This is a genomic window from Thioclava sp. GXIMD2076, from assembly GCF_037949795.1.
Taxonomy (GTDB): domain Bacteria; phylum Pseudomonadota; class Alphaproteobacteria; order Rhodobacterales; family Rhodobacteraceae; genus Thioclava; species Thioclava kandeliae.
The window spans coordinates 507,187-530,658 of the sequence record NZ_CP149933.1; the positions used below are offsets into that span (position 1 = coordinate 507,187).

Consider the following 23,472-nt stretch of genomic DNA (forward strand, 5'->3'; position numbering starts at 1 on the left):
CATGCTCACGAGATCAGGCGACCCCTCAAACGGAAATTACTGGGCGACAGGCCGGTTTCTGCCTTGAACGCCCGCGAGAAAGCGCTGCTCTCGCTATAGCCCAGACGATAGCCGATCTGGGATACAGACATGGAGCTTCCGAGGAGATACTCACAGGCGATTTCCATGCAGACAGCGGCGCGCAGATCTCGGAAGCTTGTGTCATAAGCCTCAAGCCGACGGTGCATCGTGCGTTCGCTGAGCCCGAGTTCCGCTGCGATTTCACCCGCGCTACAGGTCGCGAGACCCCGACCGTCACTGCGGGACTGCATCGCGTCATGGAGTGCGCCAATCAGCCCCGTCCGGTTGCTGCGCGTCAGAAGCTCTCGCTCCAAATCCTCCAGGATCAGCCGATGCATATATCGATCGGCCTGCGGCGCGGGCCGTTCCAGCCATGCCGCGTCGAAATAAAGCGCGGTCATCGGCTGGCGGCTACGGATTTCAACCTCTTCAAGACAGGTGCCACGGGCAGAAGCGCGAAATACATGCTGGAAATCTATGCGCGAGGGGACGAATGCCGGTGACAGACGCGTTAGCGCACGACATAAAAGCGCAATTGAAAACTCCGCATCCTGCGCACGAAGATCCGAGTGCAACGCGCTCAGCTCGTAGCTCAGGCAGGCCAAACCGCCGCTACGCTTCAGCTGCATATGCGAATGGTCCTGAACAACCGAAAAGTTGCTGCAAAAGGTTTCCAGTGCCTCGCCCCAGCTTCCGGCATGCAACATCTGATAGCCGATTGCGCCAAGATTACGAATATCGAAAACGTCACCGAAACAGATCCCGAAATTACCTGTCGGACATTCGGCGGCCGCCACATCCAGCACACGCGTATACAGGCTTAATGGGATCATGCGATCGGGCGTGGATAGCGATTCAGGGCTCAGCCCCGCCTTGCGGACAACTGCCTCGAAAGAGCTACCGTTCCGGCTGACGATGTCCGCGCACCCAATCAGGCATCCGATCCGGATCGAGCTGTCGAGACTTCTTGTCAGCGAGCTGTGCTGCTGCATATCCGATACCCTGCCATGGCTCTGGCGCCAACGTCTTCCTTCCTTGGCTCTGGCCTATAATATCGCAGCAGACGAGAAATATGTCTCCGGCGAACCCGAGTAATGAGAGCATCAGAATGAACTGCCCAGAAATCGTTCGGATCTGGTTGCGGGCGCCAGTAAAGTAGGCACTGGAAATGTTTGCCGCGAGGAACATGAAGCCGGTGCGCGACTTCGGGTCTCGAATGGTGCATGAGGACCATTCGAGACCTGTTTTCACAGGAGCATCGATCTTACCGAACTGGTAGAGCCATAGAGCAAGAAGAGCGCCGCAGAACAAGCCGCGCTCTTGAATGTGGGTTAGCCAAGGATCGGCAGACTTGCTATTTTATAGCCCAGCGTAATGGTGCGCCCGAGGACAGGATCTTCGAGTTCTGCACTGAAATATGTGGAGTACTGTATGCCACCGATGGCGGGCATGGTGCCACAGAGCATGGCGGTGCCGTCCTCGAAATGTCCCTCGGCCTCGTAGCGGGCCATCGTCTCGAGCGGCATTAGCAGCGAGGCAACCGAGCCTTCCTGATAAAGCACGCGACCGGTCTCGGTCTCGATCCAGCTGCGAAGAACTAGACTGTCCCAATGGTCTTTGACTTCGTCCATGGGCCAGAGCGTTGTCGAAACCGGCTTGGCACAGAGCTGCTTGGACACGGAGATCCCGTAAGCTTCGACTTCGCGGTCAGTATGATCAGAACCGAGCCCAACATAGAGCGCACCATTATGGCGCAGCAGAAGCGGCTCGACCTCACCGGAGGACTTGTCGCCAAGTTCTTCGATCATGTCGGCCTGCGTCAGGCGTTCGGCAGCCACGCGGTAGAAGGTCGGCGTGGTCTTGGGGCGCGCGATGCCGAGCGCTTCCAGCTCGACGATATGGTGCTCCATTGCCGCCTTGTCGCGTCCGGCCCAGCCAGCAATGACGAGCTGGCGCGGGTCGAAGACGATCTCCTGCGATCCGGTGCGGGATATGATCTCGAATTTCATGTCATTCTCCTGAAAATGCGGGCGCGAGATGACGCAGCACCGCCTCGACGGTTGTGCCGATGCCAAGCAGGCGGCGGTCATCCATGGTTTCGCCCATGAGGGTCAGCCCTACCGGCAACGCGCCATCGGGCTGCGGCAACGGAAGGGACAATGCACAGCGGTCGAGGAAATTCGTGACCGTTGGATTTCGCAGAGCGCGCAGGTTCGTCTGACCATAAAGCGCCTCGTCCGTCTCAAGCGGCGCAAGCTCGGGCGCAAGCATTGGCACCGTGGGCAGAAGCACCGCATCAAGCCCCTCGGTCAGCGCATCACATTCGGCGATCATCGCCGCGCGGGCAGCTAAAACGGCGGCATAGTCCTCAGCCGTCATCGTTTCGGCCTTGCGGATACGGACCGCAACGCGAGGGTCATAATCCGCTTCTGCTTCAACAAGTCGTTCGCGATGCACGGCAAAGGCTTCCGCGCCGGTGATCCCGCCTCCTGCATTGAGCGCCGGAATCGCTTCGATGGGAGGCAACTCGAGATCTACCAGCTCGGCTCCGGCCTGCCTCAAACGCTCGAGTGCATCAGTCCACGCTTGCGAAACTTCGGGCTCGAGCCCGTCGACGACATAATTCCGCAGGACGCCAAAGCGAAGGCCGACGATGCTCTCGGGCACTGAGAGGCCGAGGTCGGGCTCGTTGACCAACACCGCATCCGCAAGCGCCACGCCAGCCACATCTGCGGCGATCGAGCCGATGGAATCAAGCGTATGTGACAGTGGATAGCAGCCCTCCTGCGGTATGCGCCTTGCAGTAGGTTTGAACCCTGTCAGCCCGCAGAAAGCTGCCGGGATACGACACGATCCGCCGGTATCGGTGCCGAGACCGATCACCGCAAGCCCCGCACCAACCGATGCCGCAGCCCCCGACGATGATCCACCAGGGATGCGCGCGGGCAAGTCCGGCGCTACCGCCGGATTGCGCGGGGTGCCGAAATGGGGATTGAGACCAAGACCGGAATAAGCAAATTCGGTCATATTTGTATGGCCGACAATCACGGCCCCTGCGGCGCGCAACCGCTTGATAACGTCAGCATCGGCTGCAGCAGGTGCGGCATTTGCCAATACTTTCGAGCCCGAATGCGTGACAAAGCCTCTCATATCGAAAAGGCACTTGACCGAGATCGGCACTCCGTCAAGCGGCCCCAAAGTCGCGGCTTCCGCACGGCGGGCGTCAGAGGCGCAAGCCGCCCTGCGGGCACCTTCCAGATCGAGCGCGGTATAGATGCGCGCCGCCTCGGGGCCCGCAGCGTCGAGCGCTGCCTCAACACGCTCGAGCAGGCCCTGGGCGGTAACCGCGCCGCTTTCCAGCGCCGCGGTTACTTCAGCAATGGTCAAACTCATGCGACCACTTCATCCTCGGCAACGTAGTAATGCAGTTCCATCAGAACGCAGCCCTTTTCGGATTTGAAAGGCCCGTGATAGGCGCCCTTGGGGCGGCAGGCATAGGTGTGCTGGCCAAATGCCTCGCCCCCTTCGCCATTCTCATCATTTCCGACGGTCAGATCGCCCGAGACGAGATAGACCTCTTCCCAGTAATCATGCACGAAAGGTTTGGTCGTATAGATCCCCGGTGCAAAACGCAGAAGGCGGGTTCGGAAGCCCTCCTTCTTTTCTTCGTCAAGGAAACCCGAGAGGATTTTCTGCTCGATGCCCTGCGGATATCCCGGCGGCACTTCCCAGCCCTCGGTGCCCATATCAATCGGATAGAACTCTTCATGCGACTTTGCGATTTTCATTTTTTTTCCTGTGGTTAGATAAGAGGTTTTCGACTTGAGCCAAGTGATGCCGATCAAACACCAAAGCTCGGATTACATTCAGGACACAGCCGGCAGCTCGTAACCTGCCATCATGGCATCGACGAGCCCGGTGGAGCGGTCCCAATCAAAGTGCCGGAAGGAATGCCCCTTTGTGACGAAGGTCGCACCTGCATAGAACATTTCGTATTGCTGGTGGCGTGAGCCGAATTCCGACCCAAGCGCATCCCATGCAAGCTTGAAGAACTTCACGCGGCCCTTCGCGTCGGTGACAGGGCTGGCCTGCGTCTTCTCGATCAGACGCGCCACTTCGGGATTTGCGAAATCGGCGACCGAGGAGGGCAGCATAATCAGCCCACCGCCTGCCAAATCACGCATGGTAGTAATGACTTGGGCATAGAGTTGCTGGGTCAAGACTTGCGCCGAGTAAAGCAGATGCGTATCGGGGATGTAGTATGCCCCGCGCATCTTGCCCTTGGCTTCCATACCATAGACAAACGCTTCAACCATTGCCGCTTGCGCAGCCAGTTGGCCCAGCGTCTCGCGCACGGCGGGAATAGCCAATGTTCCATTGGTCTCGGCTGTCTTGCGCGCAATCCCCATAAGGAAACGCATCTTCACCATAAGCCGGATCTGCGCCTGATAGTTTTGATAGACATGGGCGGGGGTCGCATGGAACTGTCGCGCGCACATTGAGGTATTCTGATTGATGAAGACGCGCTCCCACGGAACTTTCACATCATCGAAATAAAGCACCGCGTCATTCTCGTCGAACTGCGCGCCAAGCGGATTATCAAAGATCTCGGGGCTTTGCGCTTCATAGGATTTCCGCGACAGGATTTTGAGGCCGGGAGTATTCATCGGGATCGCGAAGGAGATGGCGTAGGGCTCCTCGCCTTCACGCATCGGTTGAATACATGTTACGAAAACCTCGTTGGCCAGCACGCCCCCCGTGGCCAGCATCTTGCCTCCACGCACGGTGAGCCCTGAAGAGTCCTGATCAACCACACCACACGCGAAGAACGGATCTTTCTGCTCATTGGCGGCCTTCGAACGATCGGCCTGCGGATTGATGATGACATAGGTCAGATAAAGCTCGTTATCGCGCGCATAATGGTAGTAATCCGCCAGAGCCGAAGCGCGCGTTTGGTCATATTCCTCAAAGACCTCGAGCCCCATATACATGCCCGCGATGCAAGAGGCGACGTGATCGGGCGCGCGGCCCATGAAGCCGCCATGCAGCTCGGTCCAAGCTTCCAGCGCGTGACGGCGCTCGACTAGCTCGGCATAGCTCTTGGGAAGCTGCCAGATGCGATTGGCGCGGGCGCCATTACCGGTCTCGAAAGTCATCAGGGCCTGATTTTCCGGCGCCGCCTGAAAATCGTAGAGTTTGCCCATGGATGCCACCGAGTGGCGGAAAGCGGGAGCTGTGGTCACGTCCTCGACACGCTGGCCGTAGATATAGATTTCGCGTCCGTCGCGAAGCGATTTGGTGTGCTGGGCACCGTTCTTGATCATCGGGGGGATCCTTCAGGCAGGGGAGAGGCGGCGAGCCAGCGCTTCAGCGCAGCTCGACATAGCCTCCTTGGGAGAAAATAAGCGGGTAACTCGGTTCAGCGAGATGGATCTCGCTGACCTGCGCCACGAAGAGGCGATGGTCGCCCGCGTCATGGATGGCGTTGGGAACGCAGTCGAAAATGGCCTGGGCGCCAGTGATATGGGGCGCGCCATTCAGACCGGGAGTCGTCTCGACCCCGGCGAATTTATCCGCACCTGCTCGCGCGAAGCGGTTCGACAGATCGGTCTGATCCTGCGAGAGCACATGGATCGCATAGCTTTCGGCCTTCTCGAAGAGTGGCAGCGAATGTGCATGGCGCCCGATAGAGAATAAGATCAGCGCAGGATCAAGCGAGAGCGCGTTGAACGAGCTCATCGTCATGCCGATACGTTCCCCGGCAACAGTCGCCGTGACGATAACGACGCCGGTGGGAAAGCGTCCGAGCGCGTTGCGCAGGCTGCGGGTATCGGCAGGATCAGGCGTAAAGGTCTGGCGGTAATGGCCCATAACGGAGGTCCCTTATCAAACGGCTGGCCCCACAATCCTGTCGGGCCGCAACTGTTCTTAAGGTTCAGTCACCAAGGATCATCTGTCAATTTAATTAACTTACAAAGGTATTTCCAAAATATATTTGCCTAGAAATTTGGCGTCCGGCACCTAAACGCGTCGAAGATCCCTTAAGAGATCTCTAATATTGCATATTTTAAAGTCATACAATGTTCTTGGATCCGCGAATGTCCGAATCAATAATCGTTTATTAATATCACTAAATTCAATAGCTTATTTTCAATAGAACTACAGGTGAAAAACATAGATTCTTGTAATGTCTATATTTTGCTCACTCAACATGCCCAAGCTGGGCGCCGATGATGCATACATGAGCGCATCAATATAAATAGCTTTGTTAGGAAGTTTTTATTTGAAAGTTTTTCTGTATCGAAGCGTGATTGACTAAGCGGCAGAATCCCTGCCCTGAAAAATAAGAATGCGCGGGCTCTCGGGTCTGCAACAACAGTGGAGTGAGACATGGAATTCAATAAGATGATGCTCGCGCGATCCGGAGCAGCTGCACTCGCCATCACGCTGGCATCTAGCGCGGCCTATGCTGACACGATCCGTTTTGGCGCAGTCGTACCCGCCTCGGGCCCGTTCGCTGAATGGGGCCGCGCGAATACGGTGGCGCTCAAGATGCTCGAGAAGGAGGTCAATGACGCCGGCGGTATCAATGGCGAGAAGCTCGAGATCTCGATCTATGACGATGGTGCAAAGCCCGGTCAGGCTGCATCGATGATCCGCAAACTAACGGATGACGACAAGGTTCTGGCGATTGCTGGCCCCGCGACCTCCTCGGCTGCCGAGGTCGCCTTTCCGCTCGCAAACCAGCTCGGGATCGTCGCGGTCTCGCAAAACAGCTCGAAACCAGGACTAGCAGCTTCGAACCGTCCCTGGGCCTTCCGAAATACGGTCGATGAGGCCAAGCTCGCGAATGTTACTCTGCCGTGGTTTGTCGAAACCTATGGTGTGAAGAAGGTTGCCATCATCTATGACGCCAAGGATGCCACCGCGACCGCTGTCGGCTCCTCGATCTTTCCCAAGGTGCTAGAGGCAAATGACATCGACGTCGTGGACGGCGCAAGCCCTATTACCTTCAATACCGGCGATCTTGATGTCTCTGCGCAAGTCACCAAGATCCGTGCAATGGCCCCCGATGCCGTAATCCTCTCCGCAGATTACAGTCAGGCGATCACCGTGCTGCGCGAGATGCGTCGTCAAGGTGTCAAACTGCCTGTTCTAGGCTCGACCCAGCTAATCTCGAGTGCAATCCTCGCGGCCGATCCCGAAATTCCGGTAGTAGCTCCGACAACCTTCTTCGCCGGCCTCGATACGCCCGCAGTGCAGGATTTCACCGCCAAACTTACCCCCCTTCTGCGTGCGCAGAAGAACCTCCCCGACACAATCGAACCTTCACAATTCGATGCCAATATCTATGAAATCATGTCGCTTTTTGTCGAAGCGGCAAAATCGGCAAAAATCACCGGCAAGCCTGAGGATCTAGCGTCCGACCGCGAGAAGATACGCGACTATATGGCTTCCGAGCACGATTTCTCCGGCCTGGGCGGCAAAATCTCCTTTGGCGAGGATGGTGATGCTGTGAAGTCCTTCTTCATCGTTGAAGCCAAAGATGGCGCATGGACAGCCAAAGACACGGCGTGCTCCGCTGAAGGCGCCTGCAGCCAGTAAGCACTCTGCGTCCCAACCTCAGGGTTGGGACGATCTTCTTTCTCTCACCAGGGTTCGCGTCGCCTCGATGTATGTCAGTATCTTTATCCAGCAGGTCTTGAATGGCCTAACTTTGGGCGCGGTGTATACGCTGATCGCTCTCGCTTTCTCGCTGGTGATGGGGGTGCTCGGCATCCTCAACCTCGCCATTGCCGAAATTTTCATGTTCGGAGCCTACCTGGGCTTTGCACTGCTATTGTCTGGTTTCCCCCTCTGGCTTGCGCTTGTGGCCGCGATGGCGGGTACGGCTATCATCGGGGCGATTGTCGCACGTATCGGTTACGAACCTCTGCGTAATGCCGGTCATGTCACGCCGATGTTAAGCACGCTCGGCTTCTCGATGATCTTACAAAACCTTGCGACCAACCTATGGGGCTCGGACCCGCTACAACTGTCGCTTGATGGTCTCCTTGCCACACGTTTCTCAATCGGACTGGTCTCTATCAGCCTGGTGCAGATCATCGTCATCGTAGTCACTGTTCTTTTCTGTGTGGTCATTGGCCTCCTGATCCAGCGGAGTGCTGTGGGACGGGCGCTGCGTGCCGTTGCCGAAAGCCGCGAAATCTCACGCCTTTTGGGTATCTATCCGGGACGGTTGATCCTGATCACCTTCGCGCTATCCGGAGCCCTAGCAGGCGCGGCGGGCGTGCTTGTGGGCGTGCAATACTCCGCTATCACGCCCTATATCGGGGCGGATGTCGGGGTAAAGGCAATCGCTGTCATGGTGGTCGGCGGGGCGACCAATATCTGGGGGGCGCTCTTGGCAGGACCGATCATCGGTGTGCTCGAGGTTCTTACCGTTGCTTACCTGGGCGCGGAATTGCGTGATTTTATTGTATATGGCCTGATGATCGTCATCTTGCTGGTCCGCCCGCAAGGATTGCTCGGAGGCTCGGCCAAGACTTCCGGAGGACGCGTATAATGTTGTCAGCCTATCAATCCGGCCTCTTGGCCGATGGCTCCATCCTGCTTTTGGGCGCGCTTTCGGTCTATGTCATCCTTGCAACCGGCCAGTTATCACTGGGCAACGCGGGTTTCATGGCAATCGGCGCCTATCTTTCCTCCTGGCTCACGGTGAGCGCGGGGTTTGCCCTCACGCCAGCCATCCTAATTTCAGTGGTGGTCGCCATGGGGTTTGGACTGCTCATCGGCTTTCCGGCGCTGCGGCTTCGCGGCATTTACCTTGCGATGGCCACACTGGCTTTTGGCGAGATGGTCCGCAGCTTTTTCCTGAACTTTGAACCGACAGGTGGCTCCGGCGGCTACGCGGGGATGGAACATGTGTCTTTGGGCTACATCCTTGCTTGGACGCTAGGCTGTCTGGCACTGGTGCTGGCACTTGAACGCACACGCCTCTGGTTCGAGGTGAAGTCAATCAAGGATGACGAACTCGCGGCAGGGCTTATGGGCCTCAATACCACCGGCATCAAACTCGCAAGCTTTGCGTTTGGCTCGGGTCTTGCAGCGGTATCCGGAGCGCTGTTCGCGCATCAAAACCTCTATATCGAACCGGCAAACTTCGGGTTCGACCATTCGGTCTCGTTTGTGCTGGCTGTTATTCTGGGTGGTTCAAGCCTTGCGCTGGGTTCGCTTTTGGGCGCTGCAGTGCTGATCCTATTACCCGAAGTTTTGCGCGATTTCACAGACTGGCGTCAGGCAATCTTCGGAGCGCTGCTGATCGGCGTCCTGCTCGTGCGCCGTCAGGGGCTTGTCGACCGGAATTTCTTCGGTCTGGCGCGTTTACGGAGGAAATCGTGATATGACCCATATCCTTACTTTTGAGAACGTAACCCAGAGCTTTGGCGGGATCCGCGCGCTCAATGAGGTCTCGTTCGATTGTCGCGCGGGGGAAATTACCGGCATCATCGGCCCCAATGGCGCTGGTAAGACCACGATCTTCAACGTCATCACTGGCGCCTATCGCCCCGACAGCGGAGCCGTAAGACTGTCGGGCGAGAACCAACTGGGCCGTGCTTCCTGGCGGATCGCGCGGACAGGGATCTCGCGCACTTTCCAGAATATCAGGCTCTTCCCATCATTGAGCGTACGCGAGCATATTCTGCTGGCGCAGGCCCCGAAACTAGGGCTGGCACGCAGATTTCTGCCCGACGGCAAAGTGCAGGCGCGTGCCGACGAGATGATGGAGTTGTTCGGTATTGCCCAATATCGCGACCGTGTCGCCACCTCCTTGCCTTACGGCGTGCAACGCAAGATAGAGATGGCGCGGGCCTGTGCTATGGCCCCGAAACTCCTCCTGCTTGACGAACCCGTTGCCGGGATGAACCATGACGAGGCCGAAGATCTACGTCAGACCCTGCTAAGACTGCGTATGGATGGGCTCTCAATCCTCATTATCGAACATGACATGCGCTTCATGATGCGATTATGCGACAAGATCCATGTCATGAATTTCGGCACCCGCATTGCCAGCGGTACACCAGCGCAGATCCAGGCTGATCCTACTGTGATCGCCGCTTACCTAGGAGAAGAGGCTTGATACTCGAACTGAATGCATTGGCGGTGAATTACGGCGCCATTCCCGGGGTGCGTACAGTCGATCTGACTCTCGACGAGGGAGAGATCGTTGCAATGATCGGCGCAAACGGTGCAGGCAAAAGCACGACCATGAAAGCAATTGCCGGCTTGCTACCCTATCGTGGCGAAATCCGATATCGCGGATCGGTATTGGCACCAATGCGCGCCGAGGCCAATTTGGCGGCAGGTCTGTCACTCGTGCCGGAAGGACGGGGCATTCTGGCAAGAATGACAGTCGAGGAAAATCTTCGGATGGGCGCCTATCTGCGCCGCGACCACGCGGCAGTAAACCGCGAAATCATTAGCGCCTTCGAGCGTTTTCCGATCCTCGGCAAGCGCCGGAACGGCCTGGCAGGCTACCTGTCCGGGGGGGAACAGCAGATTCTTGCGATCGTACGGGCCCTGCTTGCACGACCAAAACTTCTGCTTCTGGACGAGCCATCTCTAGGCTTGGCTCCGTTGATGACGGCCGAAATCTTCTCGTTCATTGCAGGATTCCGCGCTCAGGGGTTGAGTGTGCTTGTAGCGGAACAGAAATCCAAGCATTCGCTCGCAATTGCCGACCGTGCCTATCTTCTCTCGATGGGCGAAGTGGTTGCAAGCGGTGCCGCAAACGAGCTGGCGGAAGGTGGCCTCATTCTCAATACAATGTTGGCCATCGGCTGACAGGCATATCACTGGTTCGGACCAAAACTGGTCCGAACCCCCATCGCCGCATCTCAGGCGTCTTTGCTCGGCTCGGGCTGGATGTGGTCCGGGTTACTGCGCAAATAATCTTGCAGCTTCAGCGCTCGCTCAGCCCCCTCGATGAGGCTCTCCATCATATTAACCATAAAGCTCAGATCGCCCCGGCGAAGCGTCCCGAATTCCACATCGTTCACCTTTTGCTGGATTGGTGCCAACGTGCACAGCAGTCCATATGCAGTCTCGGTGATCGTCAGCTGGATTTTTCGGCGATCCTCAGGATCGACGGTTTTCTCGACCAAGCCCATTTTTTCTAGGCGCTTTGTCACAGTAGTGACAAACGCACTTGAGAGATGGAGATGCTCGGCCAACTGACTGACAATAACGAAGCCATCGTCGGCGGTCATGTGGCTGATCGCAACGAGAACGCTATATTCCACCCCCCCCAGTCCAATATTCGCCCCGAAATTTGCGCGCACCTTCTCGTGGCGAGACAAAAACCCGAAAAAAGCATGGATAAGTTTGCGGAACTCTGCATCTGATCCGTTTATTAGCAGCTCAGGCCGCGACACTGTCAGAGGACGGTCTGTCCGATCATATAAATCTACAGCCACGGGCGTAAAATTATGCCCTGCAATAGGTTTGACTGTAGGCTTTTCTGAAGGCATCTAACGCGATCTTTCCAAATTGAAGCACCAGCATAACAGAGACTTGCAGGTACGAACACCTTCTGCGGGCAGGTTGGCACCGCGATTGATGCTAGCGGTGATAAATAATTTGCGAGTTTGGCGCTATGGGAATTAGGAAAGGTGTACAGTCCCATCAGTTGGTGGATCGGGTTCAAAATGAAGCTGTCTGTCACTGCAGCCCAGATCTTGCAGTTTTATTCTTCGGGTATTGCTCTGCCCCCTGAAAACCGGATTGTTTAAATCTGGAGGCTTTGGCTATTCTGTTCTGGCCGGGAGAGGAGCGGAAACGCTTGAAAGCCTCGAAGTTCACGGAGGCGCAGAAGGCGGCCATCCTGAAGAAGGACAGGCAAAGCACCCCGGTTTCTGAGATCTTCCGAAAGGCGGGAGGCAGCCAAGCGTCCTATTTCAACTAGAAGAAATTACCGCGACCCGTTTCCGAACAAGATGTGTCAACTGAAGGCGCTGGAGAAAAAGAACATACGGCTCGATAAGCTTGTGGAGGACCTGACGCTCCGCCCTGAGATATGAGCTGCCCCCCGAAAATCGGACAGTTTCCCGAGAAGCGGTCTTGGACATTCGGGCCAGAGCTTAAGCTGGGTCGCCGAATGAAAAAGGCGATCTACCATGGCAAAGAGAAAGAACCACTCAGCTGATTTGAAGGCGAAGGTCGCATTGGAAGCGATCCGCGAGGAGATGACGCTGGCGGAATTGCCGAAGAAATACGGCGTTCATCCGAACATGATCAGCGGGTGGAAATGTCCGGCGGTTACCAACATGGCGCAGGCTTTCGAGCCCGATCAAACCGATAGGGCTCGCGCCTCCGAGGCCGAGATTGAGAAACTGCATTCGAGGATCGGACAGTTGGTCGTGGAGTGGTTTTTTCCATCGAGCGCCTCGCACCAGTTGCTCGGGGCGCAAGCTAAAAATGGAGAGCGCGGATCATCAGTTGAGGCCGCGACGGCAATCCGCACTGCTGCAGCGGGGCTGTATTACCGTCCTGTTGGAGAAAGTGCCGAGAGCCTGAGATTTATGGACCTCATCGACAAGCAGTTCTTGGAAGCGCCGTGGTATGGTTTGCGGCAGATGGCGGATACATCCAGCATCAGGGGCTAAAATGCGGCTGCCACAGGGTACACCGTCTAAGGCGCAAGATGCGGCTGGTTCCGATTTATCAGACGCCCAACACCAGCAAGAAACGTCCCCAGCATAAGGTCACGCCCTATCTACTGAAAGGACTGGCGGTAACTCGACCCAGCCAGGTCTGGTGTGTCGACATCAGCTACATCCCGATGCATCGGGGCTTTCTGTATCTCGTCACCATCATGGACTGGTTCAATCGCAAAGGTTTGGCTTTGCGGCTTTCTAAGAGCATGGAGGCAGACTTCTATGTTGAGACTTTGAAAGCGGCTTTGACCAAATATGGCCCGCCTGAGATCATGAATAGCGATCGGGGCAGCCAGTTCACCGGCTGTGAATGGGCCGACACGCTGACCGAGGCCGGGGTGAAAATCTCTATGAATTGTCGGGGCCGCTGGATCGACAACCGGATGATCAAACGGCTTTGGCGCTCTGTGAAATACAAATGAGTCCATCTTAGGCTCCAGACTCATTCCCTTTCACAGCCAGAACAGAACGGTAGCGGCGAGCATCATCGCTGAGAGGAAGGTTTCCGGGCAGCGGTCTTATCGCGTGACGACGCGCCGCCAGTCTTTGAGGCTGTCGAACATGATTTCGATACGGTTGCGCCGTTTGTAGCGCCTTTTGTCATATTTCACCGCCACCCTGCGGGACTTCCGACCTGGGATTCACACTTTCATTCCCTTGTCTTTCAACGCTTCTCTGAGCCGATCTGCATCACATCCCCGATCGCCCAGCATCCATTTCACCTGTGGCAGGCTGTCGAGCAACGCCTGCGCACCGGTGAAGTCGCTGAGCTGACCTGCTGTTATGAACAGTCGGATCGGGCGGCCATTCATGTCGGTGACGGCGTGGAGCTTCGTGTTCATCCCGACCTTCGTGCGGCCGATCAGGCGTCGACGCCCCCCTTTTTGACCCGCAGCCTGGATGCCGTGCAATGCGCTTTCAGATATGTCGCATCGATCATCACGGTTCGAGTGTCGGAATTTTCGGAGGTCAGGCCTTCCATGATCCGAGCGAAGACACCCATTCGGCTCCAACGATTGTAGAGCGTTTTGGGCGGACCAAATTCCTTGGGGCGCGTCACGCCACCTCAACCCATTGCGATTAATGAAGACAACTCGCTCAACACACGCAGATCATCGACGCGAGGCCGCCCACGGCTTTTCGGAAAATAGGGGCCAATGCGCTTCATCTGCGCCTCGGTCAGCCAGAACAAGTTATTCATCACCTCAAACTCCAGATCGTTCAGATCCAGATTCGACTTCAAAAGTTAATAGGTCCTGAGCCTAGAACCGTGCCCTGATCGCGTCTGCCGCCTGCCTTAGGGCATCGCGGATCATATCCTCGCGTCCGTCCAGCCGCGCGAGTGGAAGGACGACCGACAGCGCGTAGCGTTCGCTCACGGGGAGATCAAGCGTAAGTGCGAACGCACAGACACCAGCGAGATATCGCTGCGCCTCAAAAGCGATCCCGTCGCGACGGATCACGTCAAGCTCCTTGCAAAGTGCCAGGTAATCGCCGGCCTGTGTAATCTCCAGCCCGAGCCGCGCTCGGAGATCGGCCTCCGGTAGCGCAGCTAGAAACGCATGACCCTGCGCAGTAACGGTCAGCGGCAGGACCTCGCCGACCGGCGAGACTACCCTTAACGGCTGGCGCGAGGCGACCTGATCTACCAGCAGCGCCTGATCCGCCCGCAAAACCGAAAGATTGACTGTTTCTCCACAGCATTCGGCAAGCCTTTCCAATTCGGGGCGCGAAAGGCTCTGGACATCATGCTGGTTGGCTGCGGCAAGGCGCGGGAGCGCAGGGCCCAGACAGACCCGTCCGTTAGCAAGGAGCAGCAGGTGTTCTTGAACCAAATCGGTGATAAGACGATGTACGGTAGAGCGCGGCAGAGCTGCCTCGCGCGCAAGTTCCGAGATGCTCATCCCGCGCGGGGCCCTCTCGAGCACGCGAAAGATCGTCGCGGCCCGTGCGATTACGCCAATCGCCTTGCTCTCACTGGCCTGGGTCATTTCCAGCCCTCCTTCTTGTCGTGAGAGTTATCACGGCAAGAAGAAAGGGCCAATCAATCCCATTGGGCTTAAAGCGAGATATTCATCAGCTTGGCCGCATTGCCCTGCGAAACAGCGAAGCGCTCGTCCTCGCTGATCTCGGCATTATCGATCCACTTGGCCGCGATTTCGGGTTTCTCGAAGGGATAGTCTACCGAGAACAACACGCGATCTCCGCCGATATTATCAAGCGCACAGCGCAGCGCCACGTCGTCGCACACGCCAGACGTCGTCAGCCAAAGGTTATTGCGTAGATACTCGGAGGGCTTCTTTTCAATCTCGAAAGCTGTGTTGGAGATCGGGTAGCGGCTATCTAGACGCCACGGTTGCATGGGAAGCGTCTCACCCATATGCCCAAGAATAACCCGCGCATCGGGAAAGCGGTCAAAGACACCGCTGAAGACCAGTCGAAGCGCATGGGTACAGGTCTCGGCCGCCCAACTCCAGGTCGGCCCCCAAAGCTCGGGATGCCCGGCATAGGCAGCCGACTTGCCTGCGGGATTTCCTGGATGGATATAAATTGGCGCCTTCAGCGCCGCGGCGCGCTCCCAGAACACATCGAAACGGCGATGGTCGAGATATTCGCCATTGGTTTCTCCATTGATCAGCGCGCCCTGAAAGCCGAGATCTGTCATACAACGTTCCAGTTCATCCGCCGCACCTGCCGGATCCTGCAATGCCAGATGGGCAAAACCGCCATAACGTTTTGGCTGTTTCTGGACCTGCGCGGCCAGCCGATCGTTTGCCGATTTCGCAAGTTTTGCTGCTTTGGCGTGATCGGGTTCGATCTGCACCCCTGGCCCCGAGATAGACAACACCGAGTAAGCAATGCCGTTCCGATCCATTGCCTCAAGGCGCCTGTCGCCAAAATCCTCTAGAATAGGGACCACCTTATCGAACAGGTCAGAACGAATATTCTGTTTTGTTTCAGCTAGATATTCCACAAAATCAGGGAAGATAATATGTTCTTCGAGCGCGATCTTCGGCACAGCTTTTTTGGTCGCCGCCTGGCCTTCAGTTTTTGCTGATTGCGCCTTGGCTGCAGCAGGTGCGAGGGCACTTAAGGCTCCCGCGGCAAGGACCGTACGGCGATCGAACTGATTGCGTAACATAAGAATCTCCACGTAATGACCGAATAATGGATATGATGTCCAATTAAAGGACACAGGAAAATTTGGCTATTAACCATTTATCACGTCGATGAGAGTTGATGAGAACGGCGGTCACAAACTCCATTGCGGTAGCGGTGGGATGGTTCTGGGGGCACGGAGTAGACGTTGTCCATTCAGACGAGCAGATCAGGCGACATCACAATAGCGCGCACCACCGGAGAGTTGATCTACCTGCTGAAAACCTGACCATGTAAAGCTGGAGTTTCCTGGCAGTCTTCTCTAGCTGGGCAAGGTGAAGAGGGAATGCCTGTCGCCGTGATATGCCGGAAGATCGGCATCAGTCAGTCGGTATATTTCAATCGGAAGAAAAAGTTCGGTGGTTTGCTGCCTGACGAAATGCAGCGGCTGAAGTTGCTTGAAGACGAGAATGCGCGTCTCAAGATCCTTACAAGCCCGACGCTGGGCTGCGAGAGGGGACGCGGGGAAGGCCACCGGTTCGAGTATACCCGCGAACGGAAGTCATCCGGCGAAAGTTCGCAAGCACCGGAGCGGTCGCGTACACTCGTTCGCGGGATGTGCACAGATTGCGCGCTCTTGATCCGCAAGGCGTGCGGAGCCCCGCGTTTGGACTGATCAAGCGACAATCTCCGTTCCGCCGCACCGATCCGGCAGCGCCAAAGGCGCGCAGCAATGAGAGTTACGAAACGCGTGTCCGGTCGGGGTATCGGCGCTTGCATTTCCTCCTTGATCGCGAAGCTTGGCATCACAGGGTTAAAAGACCCTTCAATGTTTACAAGGCTATGGGCATGCAGTTGCGGAACAAGACACCGGATAGGCGGAGCTCCAGAAAAATCGCGCAAGCGCTCTAGGGCAGAAGTCGCGCAGTATTACGGTGGGCGCACACACTCGCGCGCCTACCGCGTTTTTGAGGCCCGCTTCAGCTACAGCGGCGACGATGTCATCCAGATATTGGTAAAGGTCTGCGCAAAAACGGGCCATCCGAAAACGATAAGAGTCGATAAGGGCCGTGACCTCTTTTGCCGAGGCCTCGATCTATGGGCCGATGCAATAACGTCGCGCCGCACTTCTTACGACCGGGAAAGCCAACGGATAACGGCTTCATCTTGCGTCGGGGCCAGTAAAGTCTCCCGGCCTGTTTGCTGATCCCGCCTCGCCTTCAACAACACATTCAGGCCCGAATGCCAGAACGCATATGGGGTCTTGAGCCTTGAAGACACCGGCGAAAAGCTGGAGGCTTGGCGTAGACGCTACAGCGAGGACAGACCACATCGCGCCATCGGATACACAATCCCGAGCGCGCTATACTGTCTCGACGAACCCAGCCGCCCGCCATCATGATCAAAGGTCCGAAACTCCAGCTTCGGGTGGTCCAGAGTTGGTAGGCACAGCTGGGGTCAGGTCAGCCGCTTTTGCGTAGGTTTGGCAGGGACGTCGCATACAATCGCACCGAGCTAAGCACATACTATTTGGCTGTCTTCGAACAGGGGCCGCCCGTCTTTCGCGCAAAACGCGGCGTTCTGTCTATTCTATCAGCGCCCTAACGCCATATGTCTGCCATTACTCGCCGAAACCGAAGATAGACGCTTAACAAATAAGCGTCCGCTCTCCAGTCTCGGGCCATTCCCTGAACGAGTGAAGTACATGTCCCCGCTTTATGACACCACGCAGGTCGCGGCCGCCGAACAGCTCTCTTTCTGGGAGGACGTGGTTCATAAGATCTATGCGCCCTGTGTCGGGACTGCAGCTGACAGGCAAAGTTTTCAGGCGCAACTCCATCTGGCCCAGTTCGGACCGATGGTGATCAGTGATGTCCGCTCCAGTCCAATCACCTATAACCGGCGCCCTGCAGATATTTCTCTCTCATCCAGAGATGATTACCACGCGATCATCATGCTTGCCGGTCGGACCTTTCTCAGACAATCCGGCCGCGAGGTCTGGGCCAATACCGGCGACATCTATCTTTACAGCTCGGCCTATCCCTATCAGCACCATACCGAGACGCCCTATCGGAGTATGGCCCTGCGGATCCCGCGCTCGCTCGCACTGGGGCGGCTGGAACGGGCCGATGACATGAACGGGCGTATTCTCAAGGCCAATAGCCCCTATAACCGCATCGTCACAGCGCTCATCCACGAAGGGATCGCCTTGGCCGCACATGACGATGCCGAAGGACAAATCCAGCGGTTCTCGAGTTCAGTGCTGGATCTGATCGCAGCGGCAATCAGTGCGGGCACCTGCGAAGGGCAGGATCTCAGTTCGCGCGGCCGCAAGCTGATGTTGCGCGTTCAGCGCTATATGCGTGACAATCTCGAAGACCCAGAACTGGGGCTGGCCGATATTGCACAGGCACAGGGTATCTCTACCCGTACGCTCACGCGCATGTTTGCAGATATGGGCACAACACCTATGGCATGGCTGCAATCGCAACGCCTTGCCGTGGCCTATGCGGCGCTGGCGGAAGGACGCGTCGACAATGTCAGCGAAGCCGCGTTCACCTACGGCTTCAACGACAGTTCGTATTTCGGGCGGGCGTTCAAGAAGGTCTATGGCTTCCCGCCCAAGACGCTTCTCGATCAGCAATAGACAGCACCGGACCTTTGTCCCTCTCGTCCTATGCTCTGGCCATCTGGTCCGAGACCCCGTGACAAGGTTCCTCCTAGGCTCGTGATCATGACGCCTGTGTCCGACAGGCGACGCCTTCACAAACCACGAGAACCGATAGCCCCATGACCATCTACGAAAGCCTCAAGGCCGCGCCGTTCAATCTGACCGATGCGCAGGTCGCCGATATCCGCTCCCGCATCGACACCATGCCGCTTGCCGACCGCGTGGCACAGGTCTTCTTCCTGATCCTGCTGGGCGACAAACCGGAAGACTTGGAGCTGGTGCTGAAGATGAAACCTGGCGGGGTGACGCGGTTTTTCAGTGACGATCTGGACCGCGAAACGACCCAGATGCAGCGCATCTTCGACAGCCTGCCCATTCCACCCCTGGTCAGCGCCGATATGGAGGGCAGCCATCTGAGCTTTGCCTTTGGCACCAAGGTGCCCAACCAGATGGCGTTTGCTGCCGTCGACGATCCGGCACTGACCGGATCCTGCTCGGCGCTGATGGCCCGGGAGGGCCGCACGATGGGCGTCACATGGTCGTTCACGCCGGTGATCGACATCAATGCGGCCTTCCGCAGTTCTATCGTGGGATCGCGCTCCTATGGCAGCGATGTCTCGCGGATCGAGCGCCACGCGCTGGCTCATATCGAGGGGCTCCAGAGCAACGGCATCGCCGCTACCGTCAAACACTGGCCCGGTGAAGGCTATGATGACCGCGACCAGCATCTGGTCACCACCCAGAACCCGCTGAGCATCGAGGAATGGCAGGCGAGTTTCGGGCATCTCTATCGCGCGGCCTTCGATGCGGGCGTGCTGTCGATCATGTCGGCCCATATCGGCTTTCCTGCCTATATGCAGTCCATTGATCCCGATTGCGGCATTGACGCCTATCGTCCCGCCTCGATCAATCCGGCACTGACCACGCGGCTTCTGCGCGAGGAAATGGGCTTTAACGGCATCGTCGTATCGGATGCGACCGAAATGGGCGGGATGAGCGCATGGATCTCGCATCGCGAAATGCCCACCGAAGTGCTGCGCGCGGGCTGTGATGTGATCCTGTTCTCGCTCGACCCCGAGGCGGATATGGCACAGGTGCGCGGCTCGGTTGAAAGCGGCTCGCTGCCCGAAAGCCGGTTGAACGAGGCCGTCGCGCGGGTTCTGGCGCTCAAGACCGTGGTCGGGCTTCTCGATGGCACGCATCGTCCGGTTACTGCCGAAACGGCCCGCGCCCGCCTGCGCCAGCCCGAGGATGCAGCGCTTGCCGAGGAAGCCTTCCGCCGTGCCCCCACGCTGGTGAAGGATGTCAACAAGACGCTTCCGGTCTCGCCGCAGACGCATAAGCGCGTCCTGATTATCGAGACCGGCATCCGCAACGCGCTGATGGGCTGGGAGAACAAACCTCTGGACGTCGCCGATATGCTGCGCGCCGAAGGTTTCGAGGTGCAGGTCTATGACAAGGACACATTCGAGGGCCCGACCTATGATCCGGCCAAAACCGATCTTGTGCTCTATCTGATGGCCGATGAATCGCTGAATATGAAGAGCCATATCTATATCGACTGGTTCCGTATGATGGGCGACTTCTTCCGGACCACCGAACGGCCCTGGCACGATATCCCGACGGTCATGGTGGGCTTCGGGCATCCCTATTTCCTCTATGATGCGCCGCGTGTGCCGACCTACGTAAACGCCTATTCCACCCTGCCCGAGATGCAGCAGGCTGTGGTCGACGCGCTGACCGGCAAAACGCCGTTCGTCGCAAGCTCGCCCGTCGATGCGTTCTGCGGACAGGGTCAGGCGCGGTACTGACGCGCCGCCCGACCCCATAAAACAAACCCAACAGGAGAAGACCATGCTGAACTCCCCGCTCAGGGCTGGCCTGCTTGCCGGTGCCGCGCTGACCTGCCTCACGGCTGCCGCCCATGCACAAGATGCCGAAGTCATCCATTTCTGGACCTCCTCCAGCGAGGCCGCCTCGGCGCGGGTGCTTGCCGATGCCTATGACAAAGCGGGCGGCCACTGGATCGATAGCGCGGTGGCGGGCACCGATGCCGCCCGTGCAGCCTTTACCACGCGCGTGCAAGCCGGCAACCCACCCACTGCGATGGTCGCAACATCCGTGCTTGAATATCAGGATATGGCGCGCGCCGGCTATTTCGCCAATCTCGATGATCTGGCGAAAGATCTGGGCTGGAAAGATGTTGTGCCTGAAGCGCTGATGGGGGCTGTCACCGTTGACGGCCATATTTACGGCGCTCCCGTCGGCATGGCGGTGAACAACTTCCTGTGGACCTCGCCCAAGGCACTGGCCGCCATTGGCGAGACCGAGCCTCCCAAGACATGGGACGAATTCTTTGCCGATGGCGACAAGCTGAAGGAAAAGGGTATCATCCCCTATGCCCATCCGGGTAAATGGTACTGGGATCTCAACCTCTTCGGCTTTGTTCTCGCCTCTCTCGATACCGAAGCCTATATGCAGTTCCACAAAGTCGATCCGCAGGTGTTCGACAACCCGAGCTTCACCGAAGCCACAGAGATTTTCGCCCGTCTGCGCGACTATTCCGATCAGGGGGCTGCGGGGCGCGAATGGAACCTCTCGACGCAGCTTGTCATGAAGGGCGATGCGGCCTTCCTCTTCATGGGGAGCTGGGTCAAGGGCGAACTGGATGCGGCAGGCGTGGTGCCGGGCAAAGATATCCTGTGCAGCATCGGCGTGAATGATACCCCCGTCTCGCTGAATGGCGATGCGATGATCTTCCCTGCGATGAATGACAGCAAGACACCCACCGAGGCGCAGGCGTTGCTGGCAAAGACCGTCACCTCGGTTGACACGCAGGTGGCCTTCGCCACCACGAAAGGCGCCCTGCCCATGCGCACGGATGCGCAGATGCCCGATCTTGACATGTGCTCGACCAAGGCGCTTGCGCAGGCCAAAACCGCCGGCAGCGTGCCGGCCTATCCCGCGATGCTCTCGGGCGATGTGGCAGGTAGCATCGGCGATGTCCTCGACAATTTCTGGGTCGACACCGGTGCCAGCGCCGAGGATCTCGCAGCCGAGCTGCAAGACGTCTTCGCCGACTTCCAGTGAGGGTGGGCGCCGCGCGGCTGTCTGGCCGCGCGGCGCTACCGGATCACAAAGGGCTAAAATATGACACGATATTACAGACATATCAGCCGACAGGTCGCGCTGCTGCCGGGGTGGTTCATCCTGATCGGGGCCTATCTCGCGACCATCGTCTGGACGGTGCGGATGTCTTTCACCACCTCGCGCTCTATCCCTGTCAATGATTTTGCGGGGCTCAGCCAGTATCGGCGCCTGTTCAGTTCGAGCCGCTGGACGCAATCTCTCGAGAATATGGTCGTCTATGGAGGGATCTTCATCATCGGCTGTCTGGTGATCGGTTTCCTGCTGGCGGTTCTGCTGGACCAGAAGGTAAAAGGCGAAGGTCTCTTCCGCACGATTTTCCTCTACCCCTATGCGGTCTCCTTCGTGGTGACGGGGCTGGTCTGGCAATGGGTGCTCAACCCGACACTTGGTCTGCAGAAAGCCGTTCAGGATCTAGGGTTCAGCAGTTTCACCTTCGACTGGCTGGTGGACCGCGATCGTGCGATCTATGTGCTTGCGGGCGCCGCGATCTGGCAAGCCTCGGGGCTGGTGATGGCACTGATGCTGGCAGGGCTGCGCGGCGTCGATGGTGATTTGTGGAAAGCCGCCCGCGTGGACGGGGCCTCGGCAAGCCGCTACTACCTGCGCGTAGTATTGCCGCTGATCAGACCCTCAATCGTGTCTTCGACCGTGCTTCTGTCGGTTGCGGTGATCAAATCCTACGATCTCGTTGTTGCCATGACCGGTGGCGGGCCGGGAAATGCCACGGAACTGCCTGCAAAATTCATCATGGATTACCTGTTCGGGCGGTCGAACCTTGGCCTTGCGACAGCGGCCTCGGTCGTTCTGCTGGCCACCATGATCGCAGCCCTTGCACCCGTTCTCTATGTCCAATCCCATCGCGCGCGGAAGGCCAAATCATGAAGGATCTCTATCCGAGTCACGCCGAGGGCCTGCGCCCGAACCGGCTTAACCTGCGGCGGCTGGCACTTTATGGATGCCTTGGTCTGGCGGGGCTGCTGTTTCTCTTTCCGCTTTATGTGATGGTTTCGACCTCGCTGAAAACGCTGCCCGAAATCAGTCAGGGCTCGATCTTCGCCCTGCCCCAGCACCCGAGCCTCGGCGCGTGGAAAACCGCCTGGCAGAGCGCATGCACGGGGCTCAGCTGTCACGGGCTGCAGGGCGGGTTCGTCAACTCCGTCTTCATCCTCGTGCCTTCGGTGGCACTGCCTGTCATGCTGGGGGCGATCACCGGATACGCGCTGTCTTTCTGGCGTCCCAAAGGCGGAAAGCTCCTGTTTGGCGGGCTGCTTCTGGGCCTGTTCGTGCCCTATCAGGTCTTCATCTATCCGCTGGTGCGTGTGCTCTCGACGGTGGGGCTTTATGGCAATCTGGGCGGCATCGTAGCCGTGCATACCATCTTCGCGATGCCGATCATGCTGCTGTTGTTCCGCAACTATTACGCCAGCCTGCCAATGGACCTGTTCAAGGCCGCAAGGGTTGATGGCGGTGGGTTCTGGGCCATTTTCTGGCGTGTGGTGTTGCCGATGTCGACGCCGATCATCATTGTCGCGGTCATCTTGCAGGTGACAGGCGTATGGAACGACTTCCTCTTCGGCCTCATCTTCGCAGGGGCGGACAACCTGCCGATGACCGTGCAGCTCAACAATATCGTCAATAGCGCGAGGGGCGCACAGGAATATAACGTCCATATGGCCGCAACCATCCTCACGGCCATTGTCCCGCTGTTCGTCTATTTCGTCTCCGGACGCTGGTTCGTGCGCGGCATCGCCGCAGGCGCTGTCAAAGGATAATCCG

General features: G+C 57.7%; 22 protein-coding genes and 2 pseudogenes. 13 read left to right on the plus strand and 11 right to left on the minus strand.

Features of this window, described 5'->3' with window-relative positions; genetic code table 11:
• Window positions 1-5: 5 nt before the first annotated feature.
• From WDB91_RS16175 to WDB91_RS16205, 7 genes are all read right to left on the minus strand, one after another.
• Window positions 6-1,052, minus strand: a complete 1,047-nt coding sequence (locus WDB91_RS16175; RefSeq protein WP_339114663.1) for an AraC family transcriptional regulator ligand-binding domain-containing protein — start codon at window positions 1,050-1,052, stop codon at window positions 6-8.
• Window positions 958-1,371, minus strand: coding sequence for a hypothetical protein (locus WDB91_RS16180; RefSeq protein ID WP_339115118.1), 414 nt, complete (start codon window positions 1,369-1,371; stop codon window positions 958-960). The genes WDB91_RS16175 and WDB91_RS16180 overlap by 95 nt, the downstream gene beginning before the upstream one ends.
• Window positions 1,372-1,391: 20 nt before the next feature.
• Window positions 1,392-2,069, minus strand: a complete 678-nt coding sequence (locus WDB91_RS16185; protein ID WP_339114664.1) for a DUF2848 domain-containing protein — start codon at window positions 2,067-2,069, stop codon at window positions 1,392-1,394.
• Window position 2,070: 1 nt separating this feature from the next.
• Window positions 2,071-3,453, minus strand: coding sequence for an amidase (locus WDB91_RS16190; protein WP_339114665.1), 1,383 nt, complete (start codon window positions 3,451-3,453; stop codon window positions 2,071-2,073).
• Window positions 3,450-3,848: a cupin gene (locus WDB91_RS16195; protein WP_339114666.1), complete on the minus strand. Its 399-nt coding sequence runs from the start codon at window positions 3,846-3,848 to the stop codon at window positions 3,450-3,452. Before WDB91_RS16195 ends, WDB91_RS16190 begins: the two co-directional genes overlap by 4 nt.
• A 78-nt stretch (window positions 3,849-3,926) precedes the next feature.
• Window positions 3,927-5,384 carry a 4-hydroxyphenylacetate 3-hydroxylase N-terminal domain-containing protein gene (locus tag WDB91_RS16200; protein ID WP_339114667.1) on the minus strand — a complete coding sequence of 486 codons (1,458 nt, stop codon included), beginning with the start codon at window positions 5,382-5,384 and terminating at the stop codon, window positions 3,927-3,929.
• 43 nt (window positions 5,385-5,427) lie between these two features.
• A complete protein-coding gene (locus WDB91_RS16205) occupies window positions 5,428-5,931 on the minus strand; it encodes a flavin reductase family protein (protein ID WP_339114668.1) in 504 nt (167 codons plus the stop codon).
• A gap of 519 nt (window positions 5,932-6,450) precedes the next feature.
• Between WDB91_RS16205 and WDB91_RS16210 the strand changes: the two genes are divergently transcribed.
• The 5 genes from WDB91_RS16210 to WDB91_RS16230 all read left to right on the plus strand — a co-directional run bounded on the left by WDB91_RS16210 (window position 6,451) and on the right by WDB91_RS16230 (window position 10,905).
• Window positions 6,451-7,665: an ABC transporter substrate-binding protein gene (locus tag WDB91_RS16210; RefSeq protein WP_339114669.1), complete on the plus strand. Its 1,215-nt coding sequence runs from the start codon at window positions 6,451-6,453 to the stop codon at window positions 7,663-7,665.
• 67 nt (window positions 7,666-7,732) lie between these two features.
• Window positions 7,733-8,626, plus strand: a complete 894-nt coding sequence (locus WDB91_RS16215; RefSeq protein WP_339114670.1) for a branched-chain amino acid ABC transporter permease — start codon at window positions 7,733-7,735, stop codon at window positions 8,624-8,626.
• Entirely contained in the window at window positions 8,626-9,462 is an 837-nt protein-coding gene (locus tag WDB91_RS16220; RefSeq protein WP_339114671.1) for a branched-chain amino acid ABC transporter permease, read from the plus strand. Before WDB91_RS16215 ends, WDB91_RS16220 begins: the two co-directional genes overlap by 1 nt.
• 1 nt (window position 9,463) lies before the next feature.
• Window positions 9,464-10,201 carry an ABC transporter ATP-binding protein gene (locus WDB91_RS16225; protein WP_339114672.1) on the plus strand — a complete coding sequence of 246 codons (738 nt, stop codon included), beginning with the start codon at window positions 9,464-9,466 and terminating at the stop codon, window positions 10,199-10,201.
• Window positions 10,198-10,905: an ATP-binding cassette domain-containing protein gene (locus WDB91_RS16230; RefSeq protein ID WP_339114673.1), complete on the plus strand. Its 708-nt coding sequence runs from the start codon at window positions 10,198-10,200 to the stop codon at window positions 10,903-10,905. Before WDB91_RS16225 ends, WDB91_RS16230 begins: the two co-directional genes overlap by 4 nt.
• A gap of 53 nt (window positions 10,906-10,958) precedes the next feature.
• Here WDB91_RS16230 and WDB91_RS16235 read toward each other — a convergent pair whose 3' ends face one another.
• A complete protein-coding gene (locus WDB91_RS16235) occupies window positions 10,959-11,591 on the minus strand; it encodes a MarR family winged helix-turn-helix transcriptional regulator (RefSeq protein WP_339114674.1) in 633 nt (210 codons plus the stop codon).
• Window positions 11,592-12,236: 645 nt separating this feature from the next.
• Here WDB91_RS16235 and WDB91_RS16240 point away from each other — a divergent pair.
• Window positions 12,237-12,725, plus strand: coding sequence for a hypothetical protein (locus WDB91_RS16240; RefSeq protein WP_339114675.1), 489 nt, complete (start codon window positions 12,237-12,239; stop codon window positions 12,723-12,725).
• A gap of 38 nt (window positions 12,726-12,763) precedes the next feature.
• Window positions 12,764-13,198: a DDE-type integrase/transposase/recombinase gene (locus WDB91_RS16245; RefSeq protein WP_339114676.1), complete on the plus strand. Its 435-nt coding sequence runs from the start codon at window positions 12,764-12,766 to the stop codon at window positions 13,196-13,198.
• A gap of 30 nt (window positions 13,199-13,228) precedes the next feature.
• Here the strand turns inward: WDB91_RS16245 and WDB91_RS16250 are convergent.
• The 3 genes and pseudogenes from WDB91_RS16250 to WDB91_RS16260 form a co-directional block, all read right to left on the minus strand.
• A pseudogene (locus WDB91_RS16250) lies at window positions 13,229-13,977 on the minus strand (IS5 family transposase).
• A gap of 61 nt (window positions 13,978-14,038) precedes the next feature.
• Window positions 14,039-14,767, minus strand: a complete 729-nt coding sequence (locus tag WDB91_RS16255) for an IclR family transcriptional regulator (RefSeq protein ID WP_339114677.1) — start codon at window positions 14,765-14,767, stop codon at window positions 14,039-14,041.
• 68 nt (window positions 14,768-14,835) lie between these two features.
• Window positions 14,836-15,918 carry an amidohydrolase family protein gene (locus tag WDB91_RS16260; RefSeq protein WP_339114678.1) on the minus strand — a complete coding sequence of 361 codons (1,083 nt, stop codon included), beginning with the start codon at window positions 15,916-15,918 and terminating at the stop codon, window positions 14,836-14,838.
• Between the two features lie 264 nt (window positions 15,919-16,182).
• Here WDB91_RS16260 and WDB91_RS16265 point away from each other — a divergent pair.
• From WDB91_RS16265 to WDB91_RS16290, 6 genes and pseudogenes are all read left to right on the plus strand, one after another.
• A pseudogene (locus WDB91_RS16265) lies at window positions 16,183-17,277 on the plus strand (integrase core domain-containing protein); the annotation flags it as partial.
• Between the two features lie 303 nt (window positions 17,278-17,580).
• The gene (locus WDB91_RS16270) at window positions 17,581-18,522 is read left to right on the plus strand and encodes an AraC family transcriptional regulator (RefSeq protein WP_339114679.1); all 942 of its coding nucleotides are present in this window, start codon (window positions 17,581-17,583) and stop codon (window positions 18,520-18,522) included.
• Window positions 18,523-18,665: 143 nt separating this feature from the next.
• Complete coding sequence (locus WDB91_RS16275) at window positions 18,666-20,357, plus strand: glycoside hydrolase family 3 N-terminal domain-containing protein (protein ID WP_339114680.1); 1,692 nt, start codon at window positions 18,666-18,668, stop codon at window positions 20,355-20,357.
• 43 nt (window positions 20,358-20,400) lie between these two features.
• Complete coding sequence (locus WDB91_RS16280) at window positions 20,401-21,636, plus strand: ABC transporter substrate-binding protein (RefSeq protein WP_339114681.1); 1,236 nt, start codon at window positions 20,401-20,403, stop codon at window positions 21,634-21,636.
• Between the two features lie 60 nt (window positions 21,637-21,696).
• A complete protein-coding gene (locus WDB91_RS16285) occupies window positions 21,697-22,578 on the plus strand; it encodes a sugar ABC transporter permease (RefSeq protein ID WP_339114682.1) in 882 nt (293 codons plus the stop codon).
• Window positions 22,575-23,468 (plus strand): carbohydrate ABC transporter permease, encoded by an 894-nt coding sequence (locus WDB91_RS16290; protein ID WP_339114683.1) that lies wholly within the window; start codon window positions 22,575-22,577, stop codon window positions 23,466-23,468. Before WDB91_RS16285 ends, WDB91_RS16290 begins: the two co-directional genes overlap by 4 nt.
• Window positions 23,469-23,472 lie beyond the last annotated feature (4 nt).